Origin of the sequence: Stackebrandtia soli, from assembly GCF_965137155.1 — a bacterium.
In the GTDB taxonomy this organism is placed as follows: domain Bacteria; phylum Actinomycetota; class Actinomycetes; order Mycobacteriales; family Micromonosporaceae; genus Stackebrandtia; species Stackebrandtia soli.
Genome location: NZ_CBCRZX010000005.1, coordinates 85,000 through 109,363 on the forward strand (window position 1 = coordinate 85,000; position 24,364 = coordinate 109,363).

Sequence of the window (24,364 nt, forward strand, 5' to 3'; positions counted from 1 at the left end):
GCGCGACCCGGTGGACGGGGCATGGCCATGGTGGCGCCGCCGACACGGCGCCACTTCAGGGCAGCGACCCGATCGGCGTCGATATTCCGGAACGGCCGGTGACGGCCACCACGGCGACGTCTCGGAGGCGGGCGAGCGGCGAACCGCCGGTGACGAGAACGGGCGCCGCCGCCGATCGGATTCGCGAAACGGTCGTGAAGGGCCGCCGTCCGATCACGAACCGCGTGTTGGGTTCGACAACGCCACGGACCATGTGCCGACGGCCCGCCCGTGTTCCAGGGGACCCCGCCGCGATCACTTCGCGGGGAAGACCTCGCCGTCCTCGACGCGCACCTGGACCTTGGTCAGCCCGGTGGTCGCCGGACCGCTCAGCAGCGCCCCGTCGGCGGAGTTGAAGCGGGAACCGTGCGCCGGGCAGATGATCGTGCCGTCGGCCGGGGGGTCGACGTTGTTGCCCTGATGCGGGCAGGCCCGCAGGAACGCGCGGACGGTCTCCGCGTCTGGGCGGACCACGACGAGGTCGTCCGTCACGATCCCACCGCCGATGTCGATCTCCTCGACGGCGGCGATCGCGACATCGGGGTTTCGCGACGCGGTGGGACCGGCGTCCCCGCCGTCGTCTCCTCCCCCGCAGGCGCCGAGAAGCATCGACGCCGACGCGCCGAAGGCCGCGCACAGGGCGCCCCGACGGGTCACGCCCGAAGGTGGGGTCATGGGAGTCCCTTCGTCACGGGGCGGACGTTGGCGCCGTCTCGGCGATACGTCGTTCGACGATACCGACGAACGCGCTCACGTCCTCCCGACACGCCGAGCGGAGGGAACCGGTGCGGGCCGGTCGCCGTGTGCCCGCACCGGTCGTCCTACCACGCCGACAGACGCGTCGCGAAGACGTAGCGTTTGCCGGGATACTCGGTGGAGCCCCAAAGGAAGCCCGTCTGGGCCCAGTAGCTGACGTCTTCGGGGCCGATCGGCAACGCTCCGGCGTTGATCGTCGCGTACTCGCCCTGCCGCCAGGTGATGAGATCACCCTTTGTGGATTCGCCGTTGCTCCGGAAGGCGTAGAACGTGCCGTTGACGGCCGTCGCGCCCTGCACGCTGCGAAATGAGGTCACATAGGACCAATCGGCCCTGGCGTAACCGTCGGCGTCGGCCTGGATCAGCTTTCCACCCTCGTTGAGGTTGAACCGGACGATGCGGGTGCCGTCGCCGGGGTTGCCGTACTCGCTGACGACGAGGCTGTCGGGCGAGGTGGTGCGGTCGAGCGAGGTCTGCGAGTACCGCAGCTGTGGCTCGGTCCCGGTGGTGCTCGGCACGTAGCGCGCGGACTGCGGCAGCACGTACTGGTAGTCGTGCGCCATGTATCGACCGTCGGACTGGCGGCCGATCTTGGTCGCGTCGCCCGTCGTCACCTTGACCAGGTCGTCCATGTCGAAGACTCGCATGCCGTCGTAGGTGTCGTTGACGTACAGCTTGTCGCCGTACCAGACCAGGCCTCCCGCGTGCGCGGCGACGCGACGGAAGTTCGGCTGCGACCCGCTCCAGTACGGCTCGGCGAGCAGGATGTGCCGGTACGCGGGCGTCGACGCGTTCGTCAGGTCGACGAAGCTCAGTCGGACACCGCGGTCGATTCCCGAGGAGCCGGTGTCGTACCAGCTCGTGATCATGACCTTCTTGCCGTCGACGGTGCCGCCGGCGTAGGCGTCGGAGCTGGTGGTGATGCCCTGCGGCATCCAATACTCCACTGTGCTGTCGCCGGGGTTCCAGCAGAAGGACGCCGCACGGTTGACGACCGGGGCGGAGCAGGCCGTCCCGGTCCGATTCGCGGACGCGACCACTTGGGACACTGTGGCGTCCGGCAGCGCGGCGCGCAGGCCGCTGATCAGGGCGGGATCGGTGTTGCTGACCTTCAGGCGGATGTCGTTGGCGGACGCGTCGGCCCGTCCGGGAGACAGCGCCACCACCAGAGTGGAGGCGATCAGCAGCAACACGAACGACAGGATTCTCGCACGCGACCGGGTGTCTGCCAGGGTCACAAGGGCCTCCACGGGATTCGTCGGCGCTTTTCTCCACTGTACGGAGCATTTAGATGTGTGAATCTTCGGAAGTGTCCGCTTTGAATTGATATGCCCGAATATCGCGGACGGGATCCATGGGATTCGGGCGCCGTTACGGACATTTCATGGAACAGGGCGAATGCCCGACGCCGAACGACCGGAGGCGGGCCGCCACCCGAGACGCGATGGACAGTCGCCCCCGATCCCGCGCCGAACCCCTGCCTCGGAACGGTTCCCGAGTAACCGACAGTGAGTGGGTGGCGCATCACGCCACATGATGATAAAGATTCACATGGGTGCATGTACTTCTGCGCACTAGCCCAGACAAGGAGCCGACATGCCGGACAACTCCTCGCCGCAACGCTATTCGGTACAGCTGTACTCCGTACGAGACGCCCTGCTCAACGACCCCGTCGACACCTTCACCAGGATCGCCGAACTCGGGTTCACGCAGGTCGAGGCGTACGGAATCGTCGAACACCACGACGCCATCCAAGCCGGGCAGGAAGCCACGGGCCTCGCCATCCCAACCGCCCACGCTGGACTGTTCGGAGTAGACCACGCCGAGGTCTTCGACGCCGCGGAGTCCCTCGGCGTCGAACTCGTCATCGCCCCGTTCAGCGAACCCGAGCTGTGGGACAACGCCGAAGACATCCAGAACCTCGCCGAGGAACTCAACCTGCTCGTCCCCGAAGCGTCCCGTCGCGGACTCCGCGTCGGCTACCACAACCACTGGTGGGAGGCGCACTCCCGCGTCAACGGGCGGTGCGGGCTGGAACAGTTCGCCGACCTGCTCGATCCGCAGGTGGCCCTGGAGATCGACACGTACTGGGCGACCGCCGGAGGAATGACCGCCCCGACCCTGCTCCGTCGACTCGGCGACCGCGTGACGGCGCTCCACATCAAGGACGGATCGCTCGCGCACGACGCGTCCGGGCAAGTACCAGCGGGACAGGGGCTCGTCCCCATCGCCGACGTCCTCGCCAGCGCGCCCGACGCCTTGCGCGTCATCGAGTTCGACCACCATGACGGCGACTTGATGGAGGCGATCGGGAAGAGCCTTCGATTCGTGACGGAGGTGGACACGTGAGCATCGGTATCGGCGTCATCGGCGCGGGCGTCATCAGCGACACCTACCTGACGAACCTGACCGCCTTCCCGGACGTCACGGTGCGCTTCGTCGCCGACCTCGACACGGAACGCGCCGCCGCCCGGGCCACGGCTCACGGGATCGACGCCTCCGGCGGCGTCGCGGAGCTCCTCGACCGGGACGACATCGACCTCGTCGTCAACCTGACCATTCCCGCCGCCCACGCCACCGTCAGCACGGCGGCGTTGCGCGCCGGAAAACACGTGTGGACGGAGAAGCCGCTCGCGATGAGCCCGGAGGAGGGCCGCGCGCTGCTGGCCCTCGCCGAACAGCGCGGACTGCGCGTCGGCTGTGCCCCCGACACCATGCTCGGCGCCGGCATCCAAACCGCCCGACGCGCGATCGCCGACGGCCGGATCGGGCGCCCCACAACGGCGCTGGCGCTGTTCCAGTCCCCCGGACCGGACGCCTGGCACCCGAACCCGGCGTTCCTGTTCCAGGAGGGCGCCGGGCCGCTGTTCGACATCGGGCCTTACTACCTGTCCGCCCTGATCTCCGTGTTCGGCGCCGTTGACCGGGTGACCGCGTTCGGCAGCAGGGCCCGGGATCAACGCGTCGTCCAAGCCGGACCGCTCGCGGGCACCATCTTCGACGTCACCGTCCCGACGACCGTGACGGCGCTACTCGAGTTCCGAGAAGGCGGCGCCGCCCAACTTGTCCTCAGCTTCGACTCGGCACTGGTCCGCTCCGGCGTCGTCGAGGTGACCGGCCCGGAGGGAACGGCCGTCCTCCCCGACCCGAACGTCTTCGACGGTGCGACCACCCTGCATCTGACCGGCGGCGCTCCCCCGATCTCGCTGGAACCACTGGGACATAAGGCGTCGCGCGGCACCGGGGTGCTCGATCTCGCGAGGTCGATCCACACCGGAGAACCGGTGCGGGCGTCCGGCGAGCTCGGTCTCCACGTCCTGGAAGTCATGAGCGCGATCGACACCGCGATTCGGCGAGGCGAGACGACCGTGGTCGCCTCGACCGTTCCGGCGAATCCACCGCTGGCGGTCGACTGGGATCCCTACGCGCGCACCATCGGTTGAACCTCGACACCAGACCACGAAGGACGACGTACCCGTCAGGTACGTCCGTCCGACCAGGACGGCGACCTACCGAGCAGCGTCAGGATGCGGTCGAGCGTCGAGGTCTCGCGCACGAGCGCGATCGAGGGACGGAAGGCCGCTCCCGGATCGAGCCTCCCAGGGCCGTCGGGAATCGCCTCGGCGACCTCCAGCACCGCGTACTCCATGTCGGGATCGAACGCGATGGGCGCACCGATCGTCACCGCCACATCCCAGGCGTGGACGAGATAGTCGAGCAGGTGGAAGCCGATCGCGCGCTGCGCCGGGAAACGACGCTCGGTGCTGAACTCGGCGAGCCACCAGTCCCGCGCGACCGACTCGGGCTCCGCGAAGGCCGACACCACATCGGACACCGAGACGCGGAACGCGCCGACGGGATCGTCGCCGACCGGCCGGTCCACCCACAGTGCCCGATCCGCGGCTCCCCCGCGCGCGGCCGCGGCGAAGCCGTGGTTCTGCCCGACCATGTGCGCCAACAGTTCCCCGAGATTCCATGCGGCGCAGGGCGTCGGCAGGGCGAGGTGCCGGACTTCGACCTGATCGACGACGCTCTGAGCGATCGCCATGGTGCGGCGGTGCACGTCCAACTGGTCCGTCATGGATCGACCATAACGAACTCGATCGTGAGCGGCCCGGACCGTTCGGGCGGGATCACCTGCCGATGAGGGCGGCCCGCATCGCCTCGACGGGGGCGGCGACACCGGTGAACAGCTCGAACTGACGAACCGCCTGCGCCAACAGGAGCGCGAGACCGTCGAGAACGACGCAGCCCGCCCCCGCCGCGTTCGCGGCCAACGGCGTCGGCCACGGGTCGTACAGCACGTCGAAGAGGACCGTGTCGGCCCGCCAGTCGATCTCGAGGTCGTCCGTCACGCCCTTGGGGACGGTCGAGAAAACCACGTCGGACGCCGCGATGTCACCGATCGCCGACCACGGGCGCACGATCAAAGGCACCCCCAGGCGTTCGGCGACCGGCGCCAACTCGGCGTACGCGGCCGACTCCCGTCGCACGTGGACGACCGCCTCCGTCGCGCCGAGGTCCTTCGCGGCCGACAGGGCGGCGCGGGCAGTCCCACCTGAGCCGAGGATCGAGACCTTCTCGGCGGCGACCGTGCCGGTCTCGGCGAGCGCGTCGACGAGACCGGGTGCGTCGGTGTTGTGGAGGACTCGGCGACCATCCCGGACGACGAGTGTGTTCGCGGCGCCGAGTTCGGCGACGAGCGGTGTCAGTTCGTCCGCGATGTCGAGGACGACCTCTTTCAGCGGCATCGTCAGGGACAGTCCCGCCCAGGTCGCGTCGAGCCCGTCGACGAACGAGGCGAGCTGCCGCTCGTCGCATTCGTGCGCCGTGTAACGCCATCCGGTGAGCCCGGCCGCCGCGTAACCGGCGTTGTGGATGCGCGGAGACAGTGAATGCGCGACCGGTGAGCCGAGGACCGCCGCCCGCATCAGCACCCGACCGTCAGCACGCCGTTGCTGCACGCCTCGGCCACATTCGCGTTGTGCTCGTCGAGAGTCGAGGCGAACTCGGAGTTGCCCTCCTTGTCGATGGCCACGAAGAACAGCCAGGTGCCCGTCGGGGGGTTGAGGGCTCCTTCGATCGCAGCCTTGCCGGGGCTGTTGATCGGGCCGGGCGGGAGACCGGAGTGAATGTGCGTGGAGTACTCGTTGTCGGCATCGGACAGCTCGTCCCACGTCACGGCGTTGGAGTCCTTCTTCTCGCCACCGGCGAGCATCAGGCCGTAGTTGGTGGACGAGTCGAACTCCAGGCAGTTGGTGACGCCTTCGGCCCGGCAGTAGTACTCGGGGTGGGTGAGTCGGTTGTACGCGACGCGGGCGACCTTCGCCAGGTCGTCCACAGTGCCCGCCTCGGCATCGGCGAGCGACGCGACCACGAGCACCTCGTACGGGCTGTAGCCGAGTTCCTGCGCGCGGTCGACGAAGTCGACCTCCTCCGCGTAGGCGAGGAAGGCGGTGACCATCTCGGTGAGGATCGACTCGGCCGTCGCACCGCCCGCGAACTGGTATTCCTGTGGCAGAAGGAAACCCTCCACGGTTCCCGCGATGTCGCGACCGTCGAGCCGTTCGAACCACACGTCGGGAACGCCGAGCGCGGCCGGGTCCTTGCCCGCCTCCTCGAACTCCTCGACGGGGATGCCGGTCGACTGCGCGAGCGACTCGTAGGCCGTCCAGTACTCGTAGCCGTCGGCGAGAGTGAACGGCGGGAAACCCTTCGAGGACGGGTCGAGCATCGCGTTCAACGCGGCCTCTCCCGACATCTCCTTCTGGAGCCGGTACACGCCGGGCTGGATGCCGGTGGAGGCGGGGTTCTCCGCGGCGGCCTCGGTGAACGCGCGGACGCTCTTCACGACTCCGGCGTCGACCAGGGTCACCCCGATGTCGTCGAGGAGATCTCCCTCGGCGACTTCGACGGCGACGAACTCACCGTTGCCGGTGCCGTCGTAGTCCTCAGGACCGAAGAAGCCCTTGACCTTGTCGAATCCCCACCAACCGCCTACGGCGAGCCCGCCGAGCAGCACCACGACCAGAGTCAGCGTCAACGCTGAACGGCCACCGCGCTTGCGGCGGTGGCTTCGTGGTAGGGCGGCGTCGTCGGTTTCGAACGGGAGTTCGTCCAACATCGTCGTCGTTATGCCTTCCGCTGCTCCAGCCATTGCTGAAGAATCTCGACGGCTGCCGCCTGATCCACGACCGCCTTGCGGCGTTTACCCTTCACGCCGCGCTCCGCCAACCTACGTGACGCCACGGCGGTGGTCAACCGCTCGTCCATCATGGCTACTGGTATCGGAGCGATCACGTTCTCGAGCGTCGACGCATAGGCACGCGCCTCGATCGCGGCGAAGCTCTCCTGCCCGGACAGCGTGATCGGGAGGCCGACGACGACCTCTACGACCTCGTATTCGGCGATGATCGCCGCGATCCGCGCGATGTCGGTGGGAACGGCGGCCGCACCGGACATGTCACGAGGCACGGTCTCCACAGGGGACGCGAGGATGCCGTGGGGGTCACTGACCGCGACCCCCACGCGCACCTTGCCCACGTCGACGCTGAGACGGCGTCCGACCGGCGGACCGCTCACGCCGGGCCGACCTCCGACACGACGGTGTCGAGGAGGACCTGCGCCTGATCGGCGGGCACGCCGCCACCTTGCGCGACCTCCGCGCCGCCGCCGCCGCGACCCGACAGGGCCGCCTTGACGAGCGCCTGCGCGGACACGTCGCGACCGACACCGGTCTTGTTCACGCACACCACGAGGGAGGCCTTGCCACCGGCGGTGGCCGCGACCGCGGCGACACCGGGCCGGTCGGCCGGGAGCTTTCCGCGGATCTCCATCGCCAGGGTGCGCGCGTCGCCGCCGTTCGTGCCGTCCGGCGCGAGCACCGCGGCGACGAACACGTCACCGACCTGCTTGGCGTTCGCGGCGTGGGTGGCCGCGCTCGACATGATCGCCTGCGCGCGCAGCGACGCCAGTTCCTTCTCCGCGTCCTTCGCCCGCTGGATGAGCGCCGCGATCTTGTCGGGCAGCTCTCCCCGCGGGGCCCCGACCTCGGCGGCGAGCGACGTCACGAGGTCGCGTTCGCGCGCCAGGTACTGGAACGCCTCGAAACCGGTGAGGGCCTCGACGCGACGCTGACCGGCGCCGACCGAGGACTCGCCCGTCACGACGACGGGGCCGATCTGCGCGGAGTGCTCGACGTGCGTGCCACCGCAGAGCTCACGGGACCATTCGCCGCCGATCTCGACGACACGGACGGTCTCGTCGTAGGTCTCGCCGAACAGGGCGAGCGCTCCGACCTCGCGGGCCTGCGCCAGCGGCATGTACTTGACGGCGACGGGCAGGTCGCGGCGGACCGCACGGTTGGCGACCTCCTCGACCTCGCTGCGGGTCGCCTCGGACAACTTCGACCTCCACGAGAAGTCGAGACGCAGGTAGCCCGGGCGGTTGAACGAACCGGACTGGAGCGCGGAGGGGCCGAGCACCTCGCGCAGCGCGGCGTGGACGACGTGGGTTCCGGAGTGCGCCTGACGCGCGCCGAGACGCCATTCGGGGTCGACTTCGGCGGTGACGGCCTCGTCGACCGCCAGTTCCCCGTCGGTGACGCGAATCTGGTGCACGACCAGCCCCTTAATGGGCCGCTGCACGTCGATGACCTCGGCCGCGCCGCCGGGCGCGGTGATGAGGCCAGCGTCGGCGTGTTGTCCACCGGATTCCGCGTAGAACGGCGTCTTGTCGAGGATCAGCTCCGCGACCGCTCCCTGGCGGACGATCGGTTCGGGGCGGCCGTCGACGAGGATGCCGAGGACGCGTGAGTCCGTTCGGAGCGTCTCGTAGGCGAGCCATTGGCTGGGGCCGTTGGCATCGACGAGCTTTCGGTAGTGCGACAGGTCGGCGTGACCGGTCTTGCGGGCCTGCGCGTCGGCCTTCGCGCGACGCCGCTGCTCGGCCATGAGATGGCGGAAGCCCTCCTGGTCGACCTTCAGGCCCTGCTCGGCCGCCATCTCCAAGGTCAGGTCGATGGGGAAGCCGTAGGTGTCGTGGAGTTCGAACGCGCGGTCGCCCGCGAGCGTGTCGGAGCCGGACTTCTTCGTCTGTTGCACCGCTACGTCCAGAATGGTCGTTCCCTGACGCAGCGTCGTGCGGAACGCGTCCTCCTCGCCGTAGGCGTAGGACGAGATGCGCTCGAAGTCCGAGGCCAGCTCGGGGTAGGACGGGGCCATGCAGTCGCGCGCGACGGGCAGCAGCTCGGGCAGCGCGCGGTCCTCGAACCCGAGCAACCGGATCGACCGGATCGCGCGGCGCATGATGCGACGCAGCACATAGCCGCGGCCCTCATTGGACGGAACGACGCCGTCACCGATGAGCATCAACGAGGTGCGCACGTGGTCGGCGATGACGCGGAAACGCACGTCGTCGGGGTGCGCGGAATCCGCGCTGCGACCCGATTCGACGCCGTAGCGCTTGCCGGTCAGTTCGCTGGCCATGTCGATGATCGGCTTGACCTCGTCGATCTCGTACATGTTGTTGACGCCCTGCAGAAGGTACGCGACCCGCTCCAGGCCCATGCCGGTGTCGATGTTCTTCTTCGGCAGCGGCCCGAGGATCTCGTAGTCCTCTTTGTTCGTTCCCTCGCCGCGCAGGTTCTGCATGAAGACGAGGTTCCAGAACTCCATGTACCGGTCGCCGGCCTCCCAATCGCGGTCGGCGCCGAACTCGGGGCCACGGTCGATGAGGATCTCGGAGCACGGACCGCAGGGGCCCGGGATGCCCATGGACCAGTAGTTGTCCTTCTTGCCCAAGCGAACGATGCGGTCGTCGGGCAGGCCGGAGATCTTCTTCCAGAGCTTGATCGCCTCGTCGTCGTCGTGGTAGACGGACGCGTAGAGGACCTTCTCGTCGAAGCCGTAGCCGCCGTCGGCCTGGGAGCGCGTCACCAGGTCCCACGCCAGCTCGATCGCCTTCTCCTTGAAGTAGTCACCGAAGGAGAAGTTGCCGTTCATCTGGAAGAAGGTGCCGTGACGGGTGGTCTTGCCGACCTCTTCGATGTCGGGGGTGCGGATGCACTTCTGCACCGACGTCGCCCGGTTCCACGGCGGCGTCTGCTGGCCGAGGAAGTACGGCACGAACTGGACCATGCCCGCGTTGATGAACAGCAGGTTCGGGTCCTCGATCGCCGGCAGTGGTGCGCTCGGTACCACCGTGTGATCATTGGCCTCGAAGTGTGCCAGGAACCGCCTCTTGATCTCAGACGTCCTCATCGGATGAAACCTCCTCTTCCACTGTCGTCGAACTCGTCGGTCAGCAGTTCCTCGATCGGCATTCCCGCCTCGACCGCGGCCCGCAGTTCCGCTTCCTTTTCGGCCGCGCCATCCGACACGTCCGCCATGAAATTACGCGCGGAATCGCCGAAAGTCACGGCGGTTTCGCGCAGCCGGTGGGCGATGCCGCCCGGCGACATCGCCTCGGCGGTCTGGGCGATCTTGCGGACCACCACGACGCCGACGGCGACTCCGATTCCCAACCAGAGCAAGCGTTTGAACATGACCCCCGTCAGCCCTTCTTCCGGAACAGGCCGCGTCGCTTCGTGGCCGCGTCGCGCTGTCGAAGGGTGTCGCGAACCTCACGGTCCTCCTCCGCGCGGCGACGCTTGGAGGTGGCCTTTCGCAGACCGAACCCGAAGGAGGCGATCTTGATGAGCGGGGTCGTCGCGGCCGCCGTCACGAGCGTCGTCAGGTTCGCGACGTTGCCCGACACCTGCTGGGCGTGACCGGTTATCGAGTCGACGCGCTCGAGCTGGCTGTTCACGCCGTCCAGGGACGCCTGCACCTGGGTCAGCGCGACATTGACGTTCTCGACCGTCGCGTTGACGTTGTTGATGAGCGGCCCCACCCGCGCATTGACGTCCTCAATGGTCTTCGCGGTCTTGATGAGCGCCTTGCGAGCCGCCAACAACGCGAAGGCGAGTGCCAGCAGCGCGAGGACACCGGCGATGACGAGTGCGCCGTAACCGATGTCACGACCGGTTATCTCCACCAGAACCGCGGCATGCGTCGTCGACACGTTGGAGCCCCCTAGGGTCGAATTGTCCGAAATTGGTGCGCCAAGCGCAGGGTCGACCTTACCGCCCACACTGATCCGTCCCGTTTCACCCCACGCGGTCGCCGCGCGTGGTCGCGGGCGCCATCACCGCCGTGACGACGGCACCCTCGCACGCGAAGTCGTCACGGCACGCGATCGGCGCGACGATGAGTCGCAGGTGCCACGCGTCCCGCCGGAAACACTGGACGGCGGCGGAGTCCTCGGCCCCCGCGCAGTACGAGCGAGGCACCCGCGTCCAGGACGCCGAGTCGAAGGCGACGCGAAACGCGGCCGACGTCGCGGCGACGTCCGCCAGTGACGTCCATTGGCGTTGCCGCACCATGCAACGGTCGACGCACCAGCGCGAACCTTCGGCCGTGTCGCTGGGCCGGGTGGAGGCCCAGCGAGGCAACGGAAGTTCGTCGAGGGCGGCGAACCCCGGGTCACGCATCCACGTGGACAGGCGCATGGCGCCGGGGCCGGACACCACGAGCACGCCGAACGCGAGCGCGACGACGGCGAGGGCCGCGGTCACGGCGCGCAGGCGCCGAATACGAGACAGATGCCACAGCAGTTCGCCGCGAAGTCCGTATCGCGACGGGTCACGCTCGGCCATTCTCCCCCTTGTGGACTATCAGCGGTCCCAGACGATCGCCCGGAGTTTCGGCAATCGGACGGCGATCGGCTCCTCCGCGCCGTGCGTCGTCGGCCGATAGTAGACGGTGCCGTCGGTCGAGTCCGGCGCGTACTGCTGTGTGACGACACCGCGCGGGTCGTCGTGCGGGTAGCGGTAACCGGTGGCGTGCCCGAGTTTCTTCGCGCCCGCGTAGTGGCCGTCGCGCAAAGAGGCCGGAACCGCTCCGGTGTGGCCGTCGCGGACATCGGCGATCGCTGCGTCGATCGCGGTGATGACGGCGTTCGACTTCGGGGCCGTCGCCAGGTGCACGACCGCCTGGGCCAGCACGATCCGTCCCTCCGGCATCCCGATCAGGGCGACCGCCTGGGCGGCGGCGGTCGCCGACTGCAGCGCGGTCGGGTCGGCCATGCCGACGTCCTCGCTGGCGAAGATGACGAGGCGACGCGCGATAAAACGCGGATCCTCCCCCGCCACGACCATCCGGGCCAACCAGTGCAAGGCCGCGTCCACATCGGATCCACGGAGGCTCTTGATGAAGGCGCTGGTGATGTCGTAGTGGCTGTCCCCGTCGCGGTCATAGCGCACGGCCGCGACGTCGACGGCCTTCTCGGCGATCACGAGGTCGATGACCGTAGCGCCGGTCGCGGTCGCGCTCGCCCCCGCGGCTTCGAGCGCGGTCAACGCCTTGCGAGCGTCCCCGGCGGCGAGACGGACGATGTGGTCGCGGGCCTCGCGTTCGAGGGCGACGGTGCCGGCAAGGCCGCGCTCGTCGGCGACGGATCTCTCCACGAGGGCGGTGATGTCGTTGTCGTCCAATGGTTCCAGCGTCAACAGGACGCAGCGGGAGAGCAGCGGCGACACGACGGAGAAGTAGGGGTTCTCGGTCGTGGCGGCCAGCAGGGTGATGGTGCGGTCCTCGACGGCGGCGAGCAGCGCGTCCTGCTGGGTCTTGGTGAAACGGTGAACCTCGTCGATGAACAGCACCGTCGGCGCGTCACCTCGACGGCGGGCGTTGCGAGCGCGATCGATGACGGCGCGCACGTCCTTGACGCCGGCGTTGAGGGCGGACAGGGCCACGTAGGTGCGATCGGAGGCGTGCGCGACGAGGTGCGCGATCGTCGTCTTGCCGCACCCCGGCGGACCCCACAGGATCACCGACATCGGGGTGTCGCCCTCGACGAGTTGACGCAGCGGGGATCCCGGTGCCAGCAGGTGCGCCTGGCCGACGAGCTCGTCGAGACCGCGGGGACGCATGCGCACCGCCAGCGGCGCGGCCGGGTCGACGGCGAGCGACGTGGCGGGCTCGGAGGGGAGGTCAAACAGTCCGGGGCCGTCCATGAGCGGACACGTTACCTGGCGTCACCGACAAGTCCGGATCGGCCGGTCGTGGACGTTCTATTGGCGAGACCGCGAGACTGTCGGTTCGATCGAGGACCACGGGGCCGTGAAAGGACTGTTGATGCGCAAGAGAAGGAACGCGCTGGTGGCGACGTTCGCCGGGCTGCTCGTCGCCGTGATCGGAGTGATCGTGGCGCCTTCGGCGTGGGCGGCACCGAACGCCAAGGCGAACGACAATCCCGGATACCTCCAGGTCTACGACAACAATGTCGAGAATCTGCCGACGGCGTCCCTGTCGCAGTGCCCGGGCGACTGGCAGGACCTCGTCTATTACATGAGGCTTCAGCCGTACAAGCCGGACGTGTACCTGGTTCAGCAGGTCAGCAACGCGAAGCAGCTGTCGACGTTGACGAAGTTCCTATCGAAGCAGCTCGGTGAGACGTACAAGGGCGTCATCGCGGAGGCGTCACCGAAGAAGATGGGTTCGCCGTGCGGCGCGAAGAAGGCGTATCAGACGAACGCGATCGTCTACCGGGCCGCGCGTTTGGATCTGAAGAAGCACGACGTCTGGCAGGTCCGGGCGGAGAACGCGAAGGGTGAGTGCGTCGCGAACTCGCAGGCCCGCACGAAGACGGTCAAGGGTCTCTTCTACGACAAGGTCGCCAAGAAGAACGTGACGATCGCGTCGGCGCATTGGGCGACCGGTAAGTCCGGCGGACCGGCGTGCGCCACGGGCAACGCGAAGACCCTCGCGTCGAAGTTTCCGGCGGGCGGTTACGGCGCGAGCCTGTACATCGTCGGCGGCGACTTCAATTACGGCTATCGCGGCAGTGCGGGCGACTGGCATCCCTGGTACAAGTCCATGAACGGGTCCTTGGACGGTAGGCACAACTTCCGCGACGTCGTGTACGCCGACTGCCAGGCGGGCTCCGGGAGCGTGAAATCCTGCCTGAAGGGCAACTGGACGATCGGCAACGGCAGTCGGATCGACTTCCTCTTCGCCAAGCGCGGCAACGGAACGATGCCGAAGGTGACGGCGGCGCACACGATCACGTTCAATCAGGGCGACGACGCGGACAAGAAGCTCACTGGTGGGGATCGCACCGACCGCGACTACTCGCAGCACCGCGCGATCCGCGCGAGAATCCACTACTGACAGTCGATGGTGGAGTGTCGGGCCACGGGCACGGCGCGACACTCCACGTTCCGCGTCAGCTCGGGTTGTGCACGTACTGGGACTGTGCCGACAGGTTGACCGAGTAGAGCCAATGGCGGGTCGACGATCCACCCGCCGTCACGTAGGCGACGCCTCGGAACGAACGACTCTCCTCACCGAACAGCGTCAGCGAGATCGATTCGCCGGACTCAGGGCGCCAGTCCACGTCGTCAACGCCGATGTGGGCGAATCGGCGCCCGTTGCCGAGCTCTTCCTGGAGACGCAACGACCACGGATAGGGCTCGTGGCCATTCCTGTCGACGACCGTCGCCGCCACCGTCCGGCTGGAGTCGCGACCCGCCAGGACGCTCGTCGCCGAGCCGGCGCCGCGGTCCAGCGTCCTGCTGAGCACGAACGCCGCGCCGAACCCCATCACCACGAGGCCGATCGCGACCCACAACGTCCAGTCTTCCTCGGGGAAGGCGAAGTAGACCACCGCGGCCATGACGATGTCGGCCCCGGCGATCATCGGCGCCAGGCGCTTCACTCGACCCTCCTTGAGGACGAACCCTTCGAGGATGGCGCGTTCTCGTGTATCTAGGTGCATGCCTGGATGGTTCCACATCTTCGGAGGAGGCCGACGGCCTGGTCAGGGGGTCGGGCCGCCCGACAAGCGACGCCACGCCTCCGCCGACGAACTCTTCCCCGGCGGCAGGTCCTCTCGAAACGTGGTGCCCTTCGGGCGCTCTCCTGCCAGTGGCCCCTCCCGCGGTCCCGTACGCCCCCCACCAAACCGAAGTTGCACGGCCACCCGGCCNCCCGTGAACCACACTCGCGCGAAAGAGAAGCGCCCGAAGGGCATCACGCCGTCTACAGACAGACACACCCCGATGTGTCAGTCTTGGGAGTAGGCGCGGCTGGAGCCGCTTCTCAGCGTCCCCGTCCAATGCCGATGACCACTGTCGAGAGATTCCACGCACGCGACACCATCGGCGGGAAACAGGTTCCAGAACAGGTGGAGGGTGAACCGCGCACCCGGACTACTCAACCACGAGGGCTCGTCCATTCCGAAGTAGACGAATCCGACATCGTCATTCGGAACATCGAACTCCAACGTCAACGGGTACGGATGTTCACCATCCGCGTCCACCATCGTCCCGGACAGGACCATCACCGGTTGACCGCCCGCCAAGACCTTCCCGGCGGAACCCGAACCGCGAAAGACCTTGAAACGCAGGATCCACGCCGCGACGAAGACCAAGCTCGGAGCCGACAGCGCCGCGGCCCACCGTGGCGTCACGGTCATGGCGATGTAGCCGGCGACGGCCAGCACCACCGCCACCATCACCACCGCAATCCAGCGCGAACCGCGTTCGAAGGCATACAGCTCGGCGAGTGCGGCCCGATCACCGTCGGTGAGCCGGAAGCCTGGATCATCCACCATGGATGCCCTCCTTTTCGGACCGTCAGCTGGAGGACGAGCTGTACCGGGCGTGCCGGGACTCACGAGCGTGAACCATCCAATGTCGACGTCCGTCGTCGAGAGACTCCACGACCGCGACCCCGGCGAACCGAGACCAGGTCCCGAACACGCGCAGGCTCACTCGAGTGCCGGAGCCGAGCAGCCATTCCGGGGCGCCGTCGCCGAAGTGCGCGAATCGGATGGGACCGATGGGAACGTCGAATGTCATCGACCACGGGTACGGGGCATCCCCGCTGACGTCGTGCATGGTCCCGAGCATGACCACAGTCGGGCGGGCACCGGCGAGGACGCGGGCGACCGTGCCGCCGCCGGAGACGGCCAGCCGCACGCCGAAGACGGCGGGGGCCACCATGGCTAGTGCCACGAGCGCCGGGACCCACCATGGTCCGAGTTCGGACGTCGTCACGACGGCGGGTATCAATACGCCCGCCGCGATGGCGAGGATTCCGATGGCACGGTGACCGCGCTCCGCGCGACGTACCTCGGACAAGGCGGTCCGGTCGGCGTCGGTCAGCCGGAAGTCGGGGTCGGCGTCCATGGGGCTCCTTCCCTCAAGGCCTACGGTCGCATCGTATCGATGCCGCGAGATCTACCGATCCCGGTTTTCGCACCATCGGTGTCGGGGCCTCAACCGATGGGAGGTGTTGTCGTAGCACTCGGTTCCGCCGGTGAACTGGCCCACGCCTGGGAACTTTCGCCTCCGGAAGTTGCCCGTTCGCACCTCCTCCTTGAGTACCCCCGGTTGCCCGGCGAACCGGCCGCCGCGTTCGTCGTGCCACTGGTGTGAGCCCACTTCGTCAGTGCCACGACGTCGCCGCCGCCGAGTCTCATGGCTTCATCCTGGGAAACGTTCCCGCGCAACCGATCTCAGGTCAGCCGTCCGGATCCGTGTACCAGAGCGAGTTGTCGGCGAACACGCGATGCCGCCAACGACGACGACCCGGAGTCCCCTCGATCGGAGCGAAGAGGACCATGCCGTGGAAGGGACGATCGTCGCCGCCGAAGAGATGCACTCGGTACCGATGCCCGGGCACCAGCGCCCAGTCGGTCACGGGTTCGGGCAGGTGGGCGTAGGTCTTGCCGTCGGCCGCCTCGTCGAATTCGAGGGTCCACGGGTTGGGCGACTCCCCCTCGTCACCGACGACGGTCGCCGCGACGAGGAGCGTCGGCTGTCCGCCGGCGAGCACCGCGTCGGCCGCGCCCGCCCCGCGAAACGCGTCGTCCCACATGATGCCGCCGACGATGACGGCGATGCACAGGAGACACGGCACGCTCCACCACAGCGTCGCGGCGTCGGCCTCGCGCAGCAGCATGACGAGGACGAACAGCACCAGTCCGACGTCGACGGCGATCCAGAACGGCGCCCACGCCCGAAGGCTCCGCTCCATCCTCGCGAAGTGTTCCAACTGCCACAGATCCTCGTCGACCAGCCGGAAGCGGGGTTGCTCGGACACATCTGTCCCTTATGGTGAGAAGTCGACGGATCGGACTCGCCCGAGATGGTGCTCCAAGTTCTCTCGAAGCGTCGATGGCTACCGATCCCGGAATAGGGACTCGGAATCTTTGATCCATATAAGACGTATAGGGTCGGAGCGCTCGCGGGACGACCGCCTGGTCGTCGGCTTCAACCGACCTCCGGCTCGCGATGTCGCTCGTCCCTGCTGAGGCTCACCCTCAACCAGTGCCGTTCGTCGGTCTCGGTCACGATCAGCTGCATGCCGCGAAAGGGGTGGCGCGAGCTGCCGAAGCCGACGACGAGCACGCGGTCACCCCGAGCGAGTCCAAGCGTGCGTTCGACGTGGAGATACCTTGTGTGGCCGCGAATCGGGACGCCGAGCTCAACGGAGATCGGAGTCGGCTCGTCGCCGTCGGCGAACCGGACGACGGCCTCAACGTGCGCCACCGGGGCACGGCCCGCCAGGATGCGTTCCGGTGAGCCCTCGCCGAGGAAGAAGCGTCGAATCCCGTCGAAGACGGTCACCACGGCGAAGAGCAGCAGGGCCGCGGAGATCGGCAGCACGACAAGAGCCCACCACTGCTCGATCGGGCCGAGAAGGCACACGACGACGCCGAGCGCGGCCGCGACGGGGATGAGCACGACGCCGGCTATTCGGGACTCGCGATCCTCGTGGGCCCATTCCGTCAAACACTCGACATCGCGGTCGGTCAGTCTCATGCGCCGATCCTCGACGCACGAGCGCCGCTACCGATCCCAAGCCCCGCGGACGATCAGGCGTCAGTCCCAGACGATCGACCAGATCGAACAACCCTCGGGGACGGTCGGAACCTCGGCATAGTCGTCGACGAGGCCATCGATCACCCCGCTGGCTTCGAGTCCGTTCATCCAGCCGTCGCGGGTCGCCTCGTCGGCACTCGCGCAGACCGCGACGGCCTCACCGCAGAGTACGTCGAGATCGAGTGAGTCGCCGTGCGGTTGGACCCGGACCCACGCCACGTCGGCGCGCGCCTCGACGTCGCGGAATCGCTTGGCCAGCACATGAATCGGTGGGCGCCCGTACTCCCACTGGTTCGGCGCGATCGAGTCCTCCACGGTGTTGCCGTCGAAGAAGTCGGTGAGCGTCAACACCGGCATCGACCCGCCGCCGGTCCGCCGCCGAAATTCCTCCACTGTGATCATTCGATCCTCCGCGTACGACGCGTCCCCGGCACCCGACCATCGACGGCGGGGTACCGGGGACGCGGACTGTCGATCAGGCGTCGAGCGCGACGGCCGGTTTGGCGTCCACGCCGGCCTCCTTGCGCTGCTCCTGGGTGATCGGGGTGGGCGCGCCGGTCAGCGGGTCGTGCCCGCCACGGCTCTTCGGGAAGGCGATGACCTCGCGGATCGAGTCCGCTCCCGCCAGGAGGGAGCAGATCCGGTCCCAGCCGAACGCGATTCCGCCGTGCGGCGGCGGGCCGTACTGGAACGCGTCGAGGAGGAAGCCGAACTTGTCGGCGGCCTCGGCCTCGTCGATGCCGAGGACGTCGAAGACCTGCCGCTGCATCGCTCCATCATGGATACGGATCGAACCGCCGCCGATCTCGTTGCCGTTGCAGACGATGTCGTAGGCGTAGGCGAGCGCTTCGCCGGGGTTGTCGACAAAGGTCGACGCCCATTCGCTGTTCGGCGAGGTGAAGGGGTGGTGCACGGCGGTCCAGCCGCCGTCGTCGGTGCGACCGAACATCGGGGCGTCGACGACCCAGCAGAACGACCACTCGGACTCGTCGATGAAGCCGCCGCGACGACCGATCTCGAGACGGGCCGCGCCGAGGAGTTCCTGGGCCTCGATCTTGTCGGCGGAGGCGGCGAAGAACACGGCGTCACCGGGCTTGGCGCCGACTGCCTTGGCCAGGCCGGCGAGGTGGTCGGACGACAGGTTCTTGGCGACGGGACCGCGCGGGTCGCCCGTCTCGGCGTCGAAGACGACGTAGGCGAGGCCCTTGGCGCCGCGCGCCTTGGCCCAGTCCTGCCATCCGTCGAGCTGCTTACGGGTCTGCGAGGCGCCGCCGGGCATCACGACGGCGCCGACGTGGCCGCCGAGGGTCGCCAGCGCGGAGGCGAACACGCGGAACTCGGTGCCCTGAAGGTAGGCGGAGAGGTCGACCAGTTCCAGGCCGAAGCGCAGGTCGGGCTTGTCGGAGCCGTACCGGTTCATGGCGTCGTGCCAGGTGATCAGCGGGATCGACTCGGGCAGGTCGTGGTCGGCGAGTTTCTTCCACAGTGCGCGGACGATCTTCTCGCCGAGCTCGATGACGTCCCGTTCCTCGACGAAGGACGCCTCGATGTCGAGCTGGGTGAACTCGGGCTGCCGGTCGGCGCGGAAGTCCTCGTCGCGGTAGCAGCGGGCGATCTGGTAGTAACGCTCGAAACCCGCGACCATGAGCAGCTGCTTGAACAGCTGCGGCGACTGCGGAAGCGCGTACCAGGTGCCCGGCTGGAGCCGCACCGGCACCAGGAAGTCGCGCGCGCCTTCGGGGGTCGAGCGCGTCAGCGTCGGCGTCTCGATCTCGATGAAACCCTCGTCGTGCAGGAGCTCGCGAGCGATGCGGTTGGCCTCGCTGCGCATGCGCATCGCCGAGGCGGGGCCGCCACGGCGCAGGTCGAGGTAGCGGTGACGCAACCGAACGTCCTCGCCGACGTCCACATTGTCGTCAATGGGGAGCGGCAGGGGCGCGGCCTCGGAGAGCACGCGCAGCTCGTCGGCGACGACCTCGATCTCGCCGGTCGGGAGGTCGGGGTTCTCGTTTCCCTCGGGGCGACGCGCGACGACACCCTTGACCTGGATGCAGAACTCGTTGCGGAGATCCTTGGCGAGTTCGGCGGCCGCACCGTCCCGGAACACGACCTGGACCACGCCGGAGGCGTCCCGAAGGTCGATGAACTCCACACCACCGTGGTCACGGCGGCGGGCGACCCATCCGGCCAAGGTCACGGGATATTCGATGTCGGTGGCGCGGATGTCGCCGGCGTTGTAGGTCCGGTACACGGTCGGAGTGCTCCCCTGGAAAGTGTGTGATGAGACGTGGCGGGTGCGTGCACCCACAACGTCTCATCGTACGATCCGCGCCCGAAACGGCCGCGCGGGGAGGGCGCGGAGCCGCCGTCGTGACGCGGTCCGGGCCGTCGGTGGTCACGCCGCCGAGGGCAGCGGTTCGAGTTCCGGGGTCGTGTCGACCCGTGGTGTGCCGATCCGGGCGAGCGCCCCGGCGATGACGGCCGCCGCGACGGCGCCAAGGCCCGCCGCCACGAAACCCCATTCGACACCGATGTTGTCGACGATCCAGCCGACGAAGGGAGCACCGACGGCGCTGCCGATCGTGATCGCGGAACCGTGCATGCCCATCGCCTCGCCACGCACCGACGCGGGAACCATCCGGGACACCTCGTCGACGCTCGCGGCGATCGTCGGGGCGCAGGCCATCCCGGCGGGGATCAGCGCGAGCGCGAGCAGCCACCAGTTCCCGGGCAGGCCCAATGGAATCGTCGTCGCGCCGAGACCGGCGAGCAGCCACAGCGGATTGACCTTGCGGTCCGTCGCACCGAGCAGGAAACCACCGACCATTGAGTACAGTGCCCAGAGGGTCATGACGGCCCACAGCCAGCGATCCTCGCCGGTGGATTCGAGCATCGACACCACCGCGATGTCGGTGCCGCCGAGCGCGACGGTCGCGCCGACACCGGCGACGAGCATCGCGACCATCCGGGGTCGCATCCAGGTACGGCGAGCGGGGCGCGGGCCGGAGGCCTCGGCGAGCTCGTGTTCGGCAGTCGTCTGTGGATTGATCCACCACAGCAGGGCTCCGGCCAGCGGCGCCCACGTGCCGATGACGATGGGCATGACCCACGGCTCGGCGAGCGTCGCGAGCACCGCGGCGGCGGCCGGGCCGACCATGAAGGCGAGTTCGACGAGCGTCGAGTCCAGTGCGTAGACGGTGCGGCGCTGTTCCGGCGGGACGAGCGCGGCGAGGGGTTGCCGGACGACGACGAACACCGGCAGGTTCACGAGTCCCGCCGGTAGCGCGAGCAACGCCAGTACGGGGTACGACATCAGACCCGCCGACAACCAGAACGCGGCCATCGCGACCGAGGTGACCGCGAGGATCACGCGAACCCCGTACCGGTCCGCGATGCGACCGTGGACCGTGGACCCGATCGCGCCGCCGATGACGAACAGCGCTCCGACCAGGCCGGCCTCGAAGTAGCCGCGGTCCAGGCCGAAGACGATGTACAGCGTCAGCGTCAAACCCATCGCCGCGTATGGGACGCGCGCGATGATGCCGCCGAGCAGCAGGCGTTTGACGCCGGGCAGCCGCAGCACGTTCCGGAAAGGGGTCAATGTCATCTCGGTCGAAGCACCTCCGTGAGCCATCATCGCTGAAGACTCGGCTGGCGCAAATGGAGTTTCGCGTGAGTTCGCTCTCCACGGCGACGTCGGGAAACCGGGACGTCGTGGGCTCAAGAAACGCAGGTGACGGCAGACACGTGGCTGCGGCCGATCGGGACGCGCGGAACGCGAACAGCGGCGGGTCGACGACGCGCGCGACCCACCGCTGTTCCACTATGGCCGAACCATGGGGAGGGGTGCCGGGTTCCCTCCGTCAACGCCGAGCGGCGGGCAGGCCTTTCAGGACGCGACGGCCCCTCATGAGTTCGATCGCGCGAGGATCGGCCGGACGCCCGAACAGCCAGCCCTGGCCCGTGTCGCACCCGGCGTCGCGCAGCACGCGCGCCTGATGTTGCGTCTCGATGCCCTCGGCGATGACGTCCAGCCCCAGAACGTGGCCCAATTGAACGATCGTCGTGAGGAAGGCGACCCTGCGGTCATCCGAGTGGGTCGTCGAGTCGACGTGCCGCGCGAACGCCGCGTCGAGCTTCAACCCGTGCACCGGCAGCCGGTTCAGGCACGCCAGGTTCGAGTAGCCGGTCCCGAAGTCGTCGATCACGATCCGCACACCCAAACGGGTCAACCCCTCCAGGGCCTCGATCGCCTGAGCGTCGGTGTCGATGACCGCGTGCTCGGTGATCTCCAACTGGATCCGCGACGGATCGACGCTCGTCTCCTCCAGAACCTGGGCGACATACCCGACGAGGCCGACTCGGTGCAGCTGACGAGACGCGAGGTTGACGCTGACGTACGGCGCGTTCGGCTGTTCCTGCCAGCGCGCGGCCTGCTGACAGGCCCGCATCAAGAGGTGGTCGTCGAGCGCGATGATCAGGCCGGTGTCCTCGGCGAGTCCGATGAAATTGCCGACCAACAGCATCCCCAACTCGGGGTGCCGCCACCGCGCCAACGCCTCGACACCGATCATCGAACCGGAGTCCATATCGACGAGCGGCTGGTACGCGAGAGTGAACTGGTTGCGACGCAACGCCGAGGGCATCGCCGCCGACAGCCGGAACTTGGCGCCGTCGCTGCTGCTGCGCGTCGGCTCGTACGACAGGGCCTTGCCCTTGCCGTCGTTCTTGGCCCAGTGCAACGCGATCTCCGTCGACCTGAGCAGTTCCGACGGTTCACCGCTGAGCGCGGGCGCCACCACGATGCCCGCGCTCGCGGTCAACGGCACCTCGTTCTCTCCGATGTGGAACGGTTCCGACAGGGCCGTCAACGCCAGATGGGCGGCCTTGTCGACGTCCTGCGAGGAGTCGATGTCGGGGAGGAGCAGCGCGAACTCGTCGCTGTGCAGGCGGAACGTCTCGAACGCGACGCCCGATCCCGTCGTGCCGACCCTGGTGAGGCGCTTCGCCGCCGCCACCAGCAGGCGGTCGCCGATGTCGTGTCCGAGGGAGTCGTTGACGACGTTGAAGCCGTCGAGGTTTATGCAGCACACGCCCAAACGCTGATCCGCCGAGGCGGCCTCGGTGACGTCGCGAACGCGTTCGACGAATCTCGTGCGATTCGGCAGACCCGTCAACTCGTCGTGGGTGGCGAACCTGCGGAACCGCTCCTCGCTGGCTTTGAGCGCCTGTTCCGCCCGGGACTGGGCCGACAGGGCCGCGATGCGGACGGCCTCCTGGCCGTCGAGGCTCCGGTCGTACATCGCCCGCGCGAAGCCGGTCGACAGGTGCTCGATCAGCGGCACGAGACGACGCCAACCCTCGTCCTCCTCGAGCCCAACGATCTCCGGCAGACCGGACAGCACGAAGAGGGTCCGACCGAGCGCCTCGGGTGTCGCGAAGTCGCGGGCGACGAGGTCACGCCCGATCTGTTCGGCCGCGTTCGCGTCGAGGGGCACCGTACTGATCAGCTCGACAAGGCTGTCGGCGACCCCGGTGAGGATGCGTTCCCTTTCCTCCCAAGGGATCGGGACGTAGCTGGTGTACCGCAACGCCCGCATCCAGCCGGTGACGAAGCGACGGACACCGGTGGGTTCGTCAGGGCGATCGGGGGGGCTGTGCTCAGAACTCACGGTTTCCTCCCGACTCCGACGTAGAAGCCCATGGGCTCGATCTGATCGAGCAGGTCGTCGGGCTCCTCGGGACGCCATTCCGAGGTCCACACCAGACCCGGTTCGACGAGATCGAACTCGCCGAACAGTTCCTCGACCTCGGCGCGCGTGCGCAAGGTGCCCGGAGTGGCGGTCTGTTTACTCAGGTCCTGGGCGGCGCGCATCTCCTTCGAGAGGTTGTCCGCGGTGCCGTGACTGATCGCGAGGTAGCTTCCCGGCGCGAGCGCCGCTCCGTAACGGGCGATGATGTCGCGCGGGTCATCCTCATTGGAGATGACATGCAGGACGGACACGAAGAGCAGCCCGATCGGCTGACCGAAGTCCAGCAGATCGCGCACCCGGTCGTTCGACAGGATGTCGTCCACATTGCGCAAATCGTTTCGAATCGCCATCCCATAGGGGTTGTCGGCGAGAATCTGTTCACTGTGGGCCACCGCTATCTGGTCGATGTCCACATAGACGACCTTCGTGGCCGGGTCGATCCCCTGCGCGATCTCGTGGACGTTGCCGACGGTGGGAATACCCGAACCGAGATCAAGGAACTGCCGGACGCCCTCCGCCATCATGAACCGGATCGCCCGCTGCATGAACGCCCGGTTGTCCTGCGCGATCTGACGAGTCGCGGGGAGGACTTCGAGGATCTTTCGGGCGTACTCGCGGTCCACGGCGAAGTTGTGGGAGCCACCGAGCCAGTAGTCGTAACTGCGCGCCATGTTCGGCGCGGAGGTGTCGACGCCTTCGAAAGTCCATTCGGAATCCTGTGTCATCGTTCATCCCTTCGACCTGGCCGCGCGACTGGACGCGACCGTCGGCTTTAAGTTGTGCGAGACCGCCTACCGATGTCACAGCGCGATCTCGATACATCCCCCGGTATCAATGAAAAATTCGCGCAATGGTGTCCCACCATAACGAACTTCGCGTCCGTTCG

General features: G+C 67.9%; 24 protein-coding genes. 3 read left to right on the forward strand and 21 right to left on the reverse strand.

The window, feature by feature from the left end; genetic code table 11:
- Positions 1 to 294 precede the first annotated feature (294 nt).
- Positions 295 to 714, reverse strand: a complete 420-nt coding sequence (locus tag ACM9NP_RS04970) for a Rieske (2Fe-2S) protein (protein WP_415645385.1) — start codon at positions 712 to 714, stop codon at positions 295 to 297.
- Positions 715 to 860: 146 nt separating this feature from the next.
- The gene (locus tag ACM9NP_RS04975) at positions 861 to 2,033 is read right to left on the reverse strand and encodes a hypothetical protein (protein WP_415645386.1); all 1,173 of its coding nucleotides are present in this window, start codon (positions 2,031 to 2,033) and stop codon (positions 861 to 863) included.
- Between the two features lie 358 nt (positions 2,034 to 2,391).
- On the opposite strand from ACM9NP_RS04975, the gene ACM9NP_RS04980 reads away from it, so the two are divergent.
- Positions 2,392 to 3,144 (forward strand): sugar phosphate isomerase/epimerase family protein, encoded by a 753-nt coding sequence (locus tag ACM9NP_RS04980; RefSeq protein ID WP_415645387.1) that lies wholly within the window; start codon positions 2,392 to 2,394, stop codon positions 3,142 to 3,144.
- Positions 3,141 to 4,238 (forward strand): Gfo/Idh/MocA family protein, encoded by a 1,098-nt coding sequence (locus ACM9NP_RS04985; protein ID WP_415645388.1) that lies wholly within the window; start codon positions 3,141 to 3,143, stop codon positions 4,236 to 4,238. The genes ACM9NP_RS04980 and ACM9NP_RS04985 overlap by 4 nt, the downstream gene beginning before the upstream one ends.
- Positions 4,239 to 4,273: 35 nt before the next feature.
- On the opposite strand, the gene ACM9NP_RS04990 is transcribed toward ACM9NP_RS04985, so the two are convergent.
- The 9 genes from ACM9NP_RS04990 to ACM9NP_RS05030 all read right to left on the reverse strand — a co-directional run bounded on the left by ACM9NP_RS04990 (position 4,274) and on the right by ACM9NP_RS05030 (position 12,766).
- The gene (locus ACM9NP_RS04990; RefSeq protein WP_415645389.1) at positions 4,274 to 4,876 is read right to left on the reverse strand and encodes a TIGR03086 family metal-binding protein; all 603 of its coding nucleotides are present in this window, start codon (positions 4,874 to 4,876) and stop codon (positions 4,274 to 4,276) included.
- A gap of 52 nt (positions 4,877 to 4,928) precedes the next feature.
- A complete protein-coding gene (locus ACM9NP_RS04995; RefSeq protein WP_415645390.1) occupies positions 4,929 to 5,759 on the reverse strand; it encodes a shikimate dehydrogenase in 831 nt (276 codons plus the stop codon).
- Positions 5,726 to 6,919 (reverse strand): endolytic transglycosylase MltG, encoded by a 1,194-nt coding sequence (locus ACM9NP_RS05000; RefSeq protein ID WP_415645488.1) that lies wholly within the window; start codon positions 6,917 to 6,919, stop codon positions 5,726 to 5,728. Before ACM9NP_RS05000 ends, ACM9NP_RS04995 begins: the two co-directional genes overlap by 34 nt.
- 8 nt (positions 6,920 to 6,927) lie before the next feature.
- Positions 6,928 to 7,377 (reverse strand): Holliday junction resolvase RuvX, encoded by a 450-nt coding sequence (gene ruvX, locus ACM9NP_RS05005; RefSeq protein WP_415645391.1) that lies wholly within the window; start codon positions 7,375 to 7,377, stop codon positions 6,928 to 6,930.
- Positions 7,374 to 10,055: an alanine--tRNA ligase gene (gene alaS / locus ACM9NP_RS05010; protein ID WP_415645392.1), complete on the reverse strand. Its 2,682-nt coding sequence runs from the start codon at positions 10,053 to 10,055 to the stop codon at positions 7,374 to 7,376. The genes ruvX and alaS overlap by 4 nt, the downstream gene beginning before the upstream one ends.
- Positions 10,052 to 10,339, reverse strand: a complete 288-nt coding sequence (locus tag ACM9NP_RS05015) for a DUF6167 family protein (protein ID WP_415645393.1) — start codon at positions 10,337 to 10,339, stop codon at positions 10,052 to 10,054. Before ACM9NP_RS05015 ends, alaS begins: the two co-directional genes overlap by 4 nt.
- An 8-nt stretch (positions 10,340 to 10,347) precedes the next feature.
- Entirely contained in the window at positions 10,348 to 10,857 is a 510-nt protein-coding gene (locus ACM9NP_RS05020) for a DUF948 domain-containing protein (protein WP_415645394.1), read from the reverse strand.
- 85 nt (positions 10,858 to 10,942) lie between these two features.
- Positions 10,943 to 11,491, reverse strand: coding sequence for a hypothetical protein (locus tag ACM9NP_RS05025; RefSeq protein WP_415645395.1), 549 nt, complete (start codon positions 11,489 to 11,491; stop codon positions 10,943 to 10,945).
- 18 nt (positions 11,492 to 11,509) lie between these two features.
- Positions 11,510 to 12,766 carry a replication-associated recombination protein A gene (locus ACM9NP_RS05030; protein ID WP_462933502.1) on the reverse strand — a complete coding sequence of 419 codons (1,257 nt, stop codon included), beginning with the start codon at positions 12,764 to 12,766 and terminating at the stop codon, positions 11,510 to 11,512.
- 205 nt (positions 12,767 to 12,971) lie between these two features.
- Here ACM9NP_RS05030 and ACM9NP_RS05035 point away from each other — a divergent pair, with 205 nt between their 5' ends.
- The gene (locus tag ACM9NP_RS05035; RefSeq protein ID WP_415645397.1) at positions 12,972 to 14,006 is read left to right on the forward strand and encodes a hypothetical protein; all 1,035 of its coding nucleotides are present in this window, start codon (positions 12,972 to 12,974) and stop codon (positions 14,004 to 14,006) included.
- 55 nt (positions 14,007 to 14,061) lie between these two features.
- Here the strand turns inward: ACM9NP_RS05035 and ACM9NP_RS05040 are convergent, their stop codons facing one another.
- From ACM9NP_RS05040 to ACM9NP_RS05085, 10 genes are all read right to left on the reverse strand, one after another.
- Positions 14,062 to 14,613 (reverse strand): hypothetical protein, encoded by a 552-nt coding sequence (locus ACM9NP_RS05040; protein WP_415645398.1) that lies wholly within the window; start codon positions 14,611 to 14,613, stop codon positions 14,062 to 14,064.
- 288 nt (positions 14,614 to 14,901) lie between these two features.
- Positions 14,902 to 15,450, reverse strand: a complete 549-nt coding sequence (locus ACM9NP_RS05045) for a hypothetical protein (RefSeq protein WP_415645399.1) — start codon at positions 15,448 to 15,450, stop codon at positions 14,902 to 14,904.
- Positions 15,451 to 15,472: 22 nt separating this feature from the next.
- Entirely contained in the window at positions 15,473 to 16,027 is a 555-nt protein-coding gene (locus ACM9NP_RS05050; protein ID WP_415645400.1) for a hypothetical protein, read from the reverse strand.
- A gap of 334 nt (positions 16,028 to 16,361) precedes the next feature.
- The gene (locus ACM9NP_RS05055; protein WP_415645401.1) at positions 16,362 to 16,943 is read right to left on the reverse strand and encodes a hypothetical protein; all 582 of its coding nucleotides are present in this window, start codon (positions 16,941 to 16,943) and stop codon (positions 16,362 to 16,364) included.
- Positions 16,944 to 17,113: 170 nt separating this feature from the next.
- Entirely contained in the window at positions 17,114 to 17,665 is a 552-nt protein-coding gene (locus ACM9NP_RS05060) for a hypothetical protein (protein WP_415645402.1), read from the reverse strand.
- A gap of 60 nt (positions 17,666 to 17,725) precedes the next feature.
- Positions 17,726 to 18,127, reverse strand: coding sequence for a hypothetical protein (locus tag ACM9NP_RS05065; RefSeq protein WP_415645403.1), 402 nt, complete (start codon positions 18,125 to 18,127; stop codon positions 17,726 to 17,728).
- A 73-nt stretch (positions 18,128 to 18,200) separates the two neighbouring features.
- Entirely contained in the window at positions 18,201 to 19,976 is a 1,776-nt protein-coding gene (gene aspS, locus ACM9NP_RS05070) for an aspartate--tRNA ligase (RefSeq protein ID WP_415645404.1), read from the reverse strand.
- 144 nt (positions 19,977 to 20,120) lie between these two features.
- The gene (locus ACM9NP_RS05075) at positions 20,121 to 21,332 is read right to left on the reverse strand and encodes an MFS transporter (RefSeq protein ID WP_415645405.1); all 1,212 of its coding nucleotides are present in this window, start codon (positions 21,330 to 21,332) and stop codon (positions 20,121 to 20,123) included.
- 256 nt (positions 21,333 to 21,588) lie between these two features.
- Complete coding sequence (locus ACM9NP_RS05080) at positions 21,589 to 23,397, reverse strand: putative bifunctional diguanylate cyclase/phosphodiesterase (protein WP_415645406.1); 1,809 nt, start codon at positions 23,395 to 23,397, stop codon at positions 21,589 to 21,591.
- Entirely contained in the window at positions 23,394 to 24,203 is an 810-nt protein-coding gene (locus ACM9NP_RS05085) for an SAM-dependent methyltransferase (protein ID WP_415645407.1), read from the reverse strand. Before ACM9NP_RS05085 ends, ACM9NP_RS05080 begins: the two co-directional genes overlap by 4 nt.
- Positions 24,204 to 24,364: the final 161 nt, after the last annotated feature.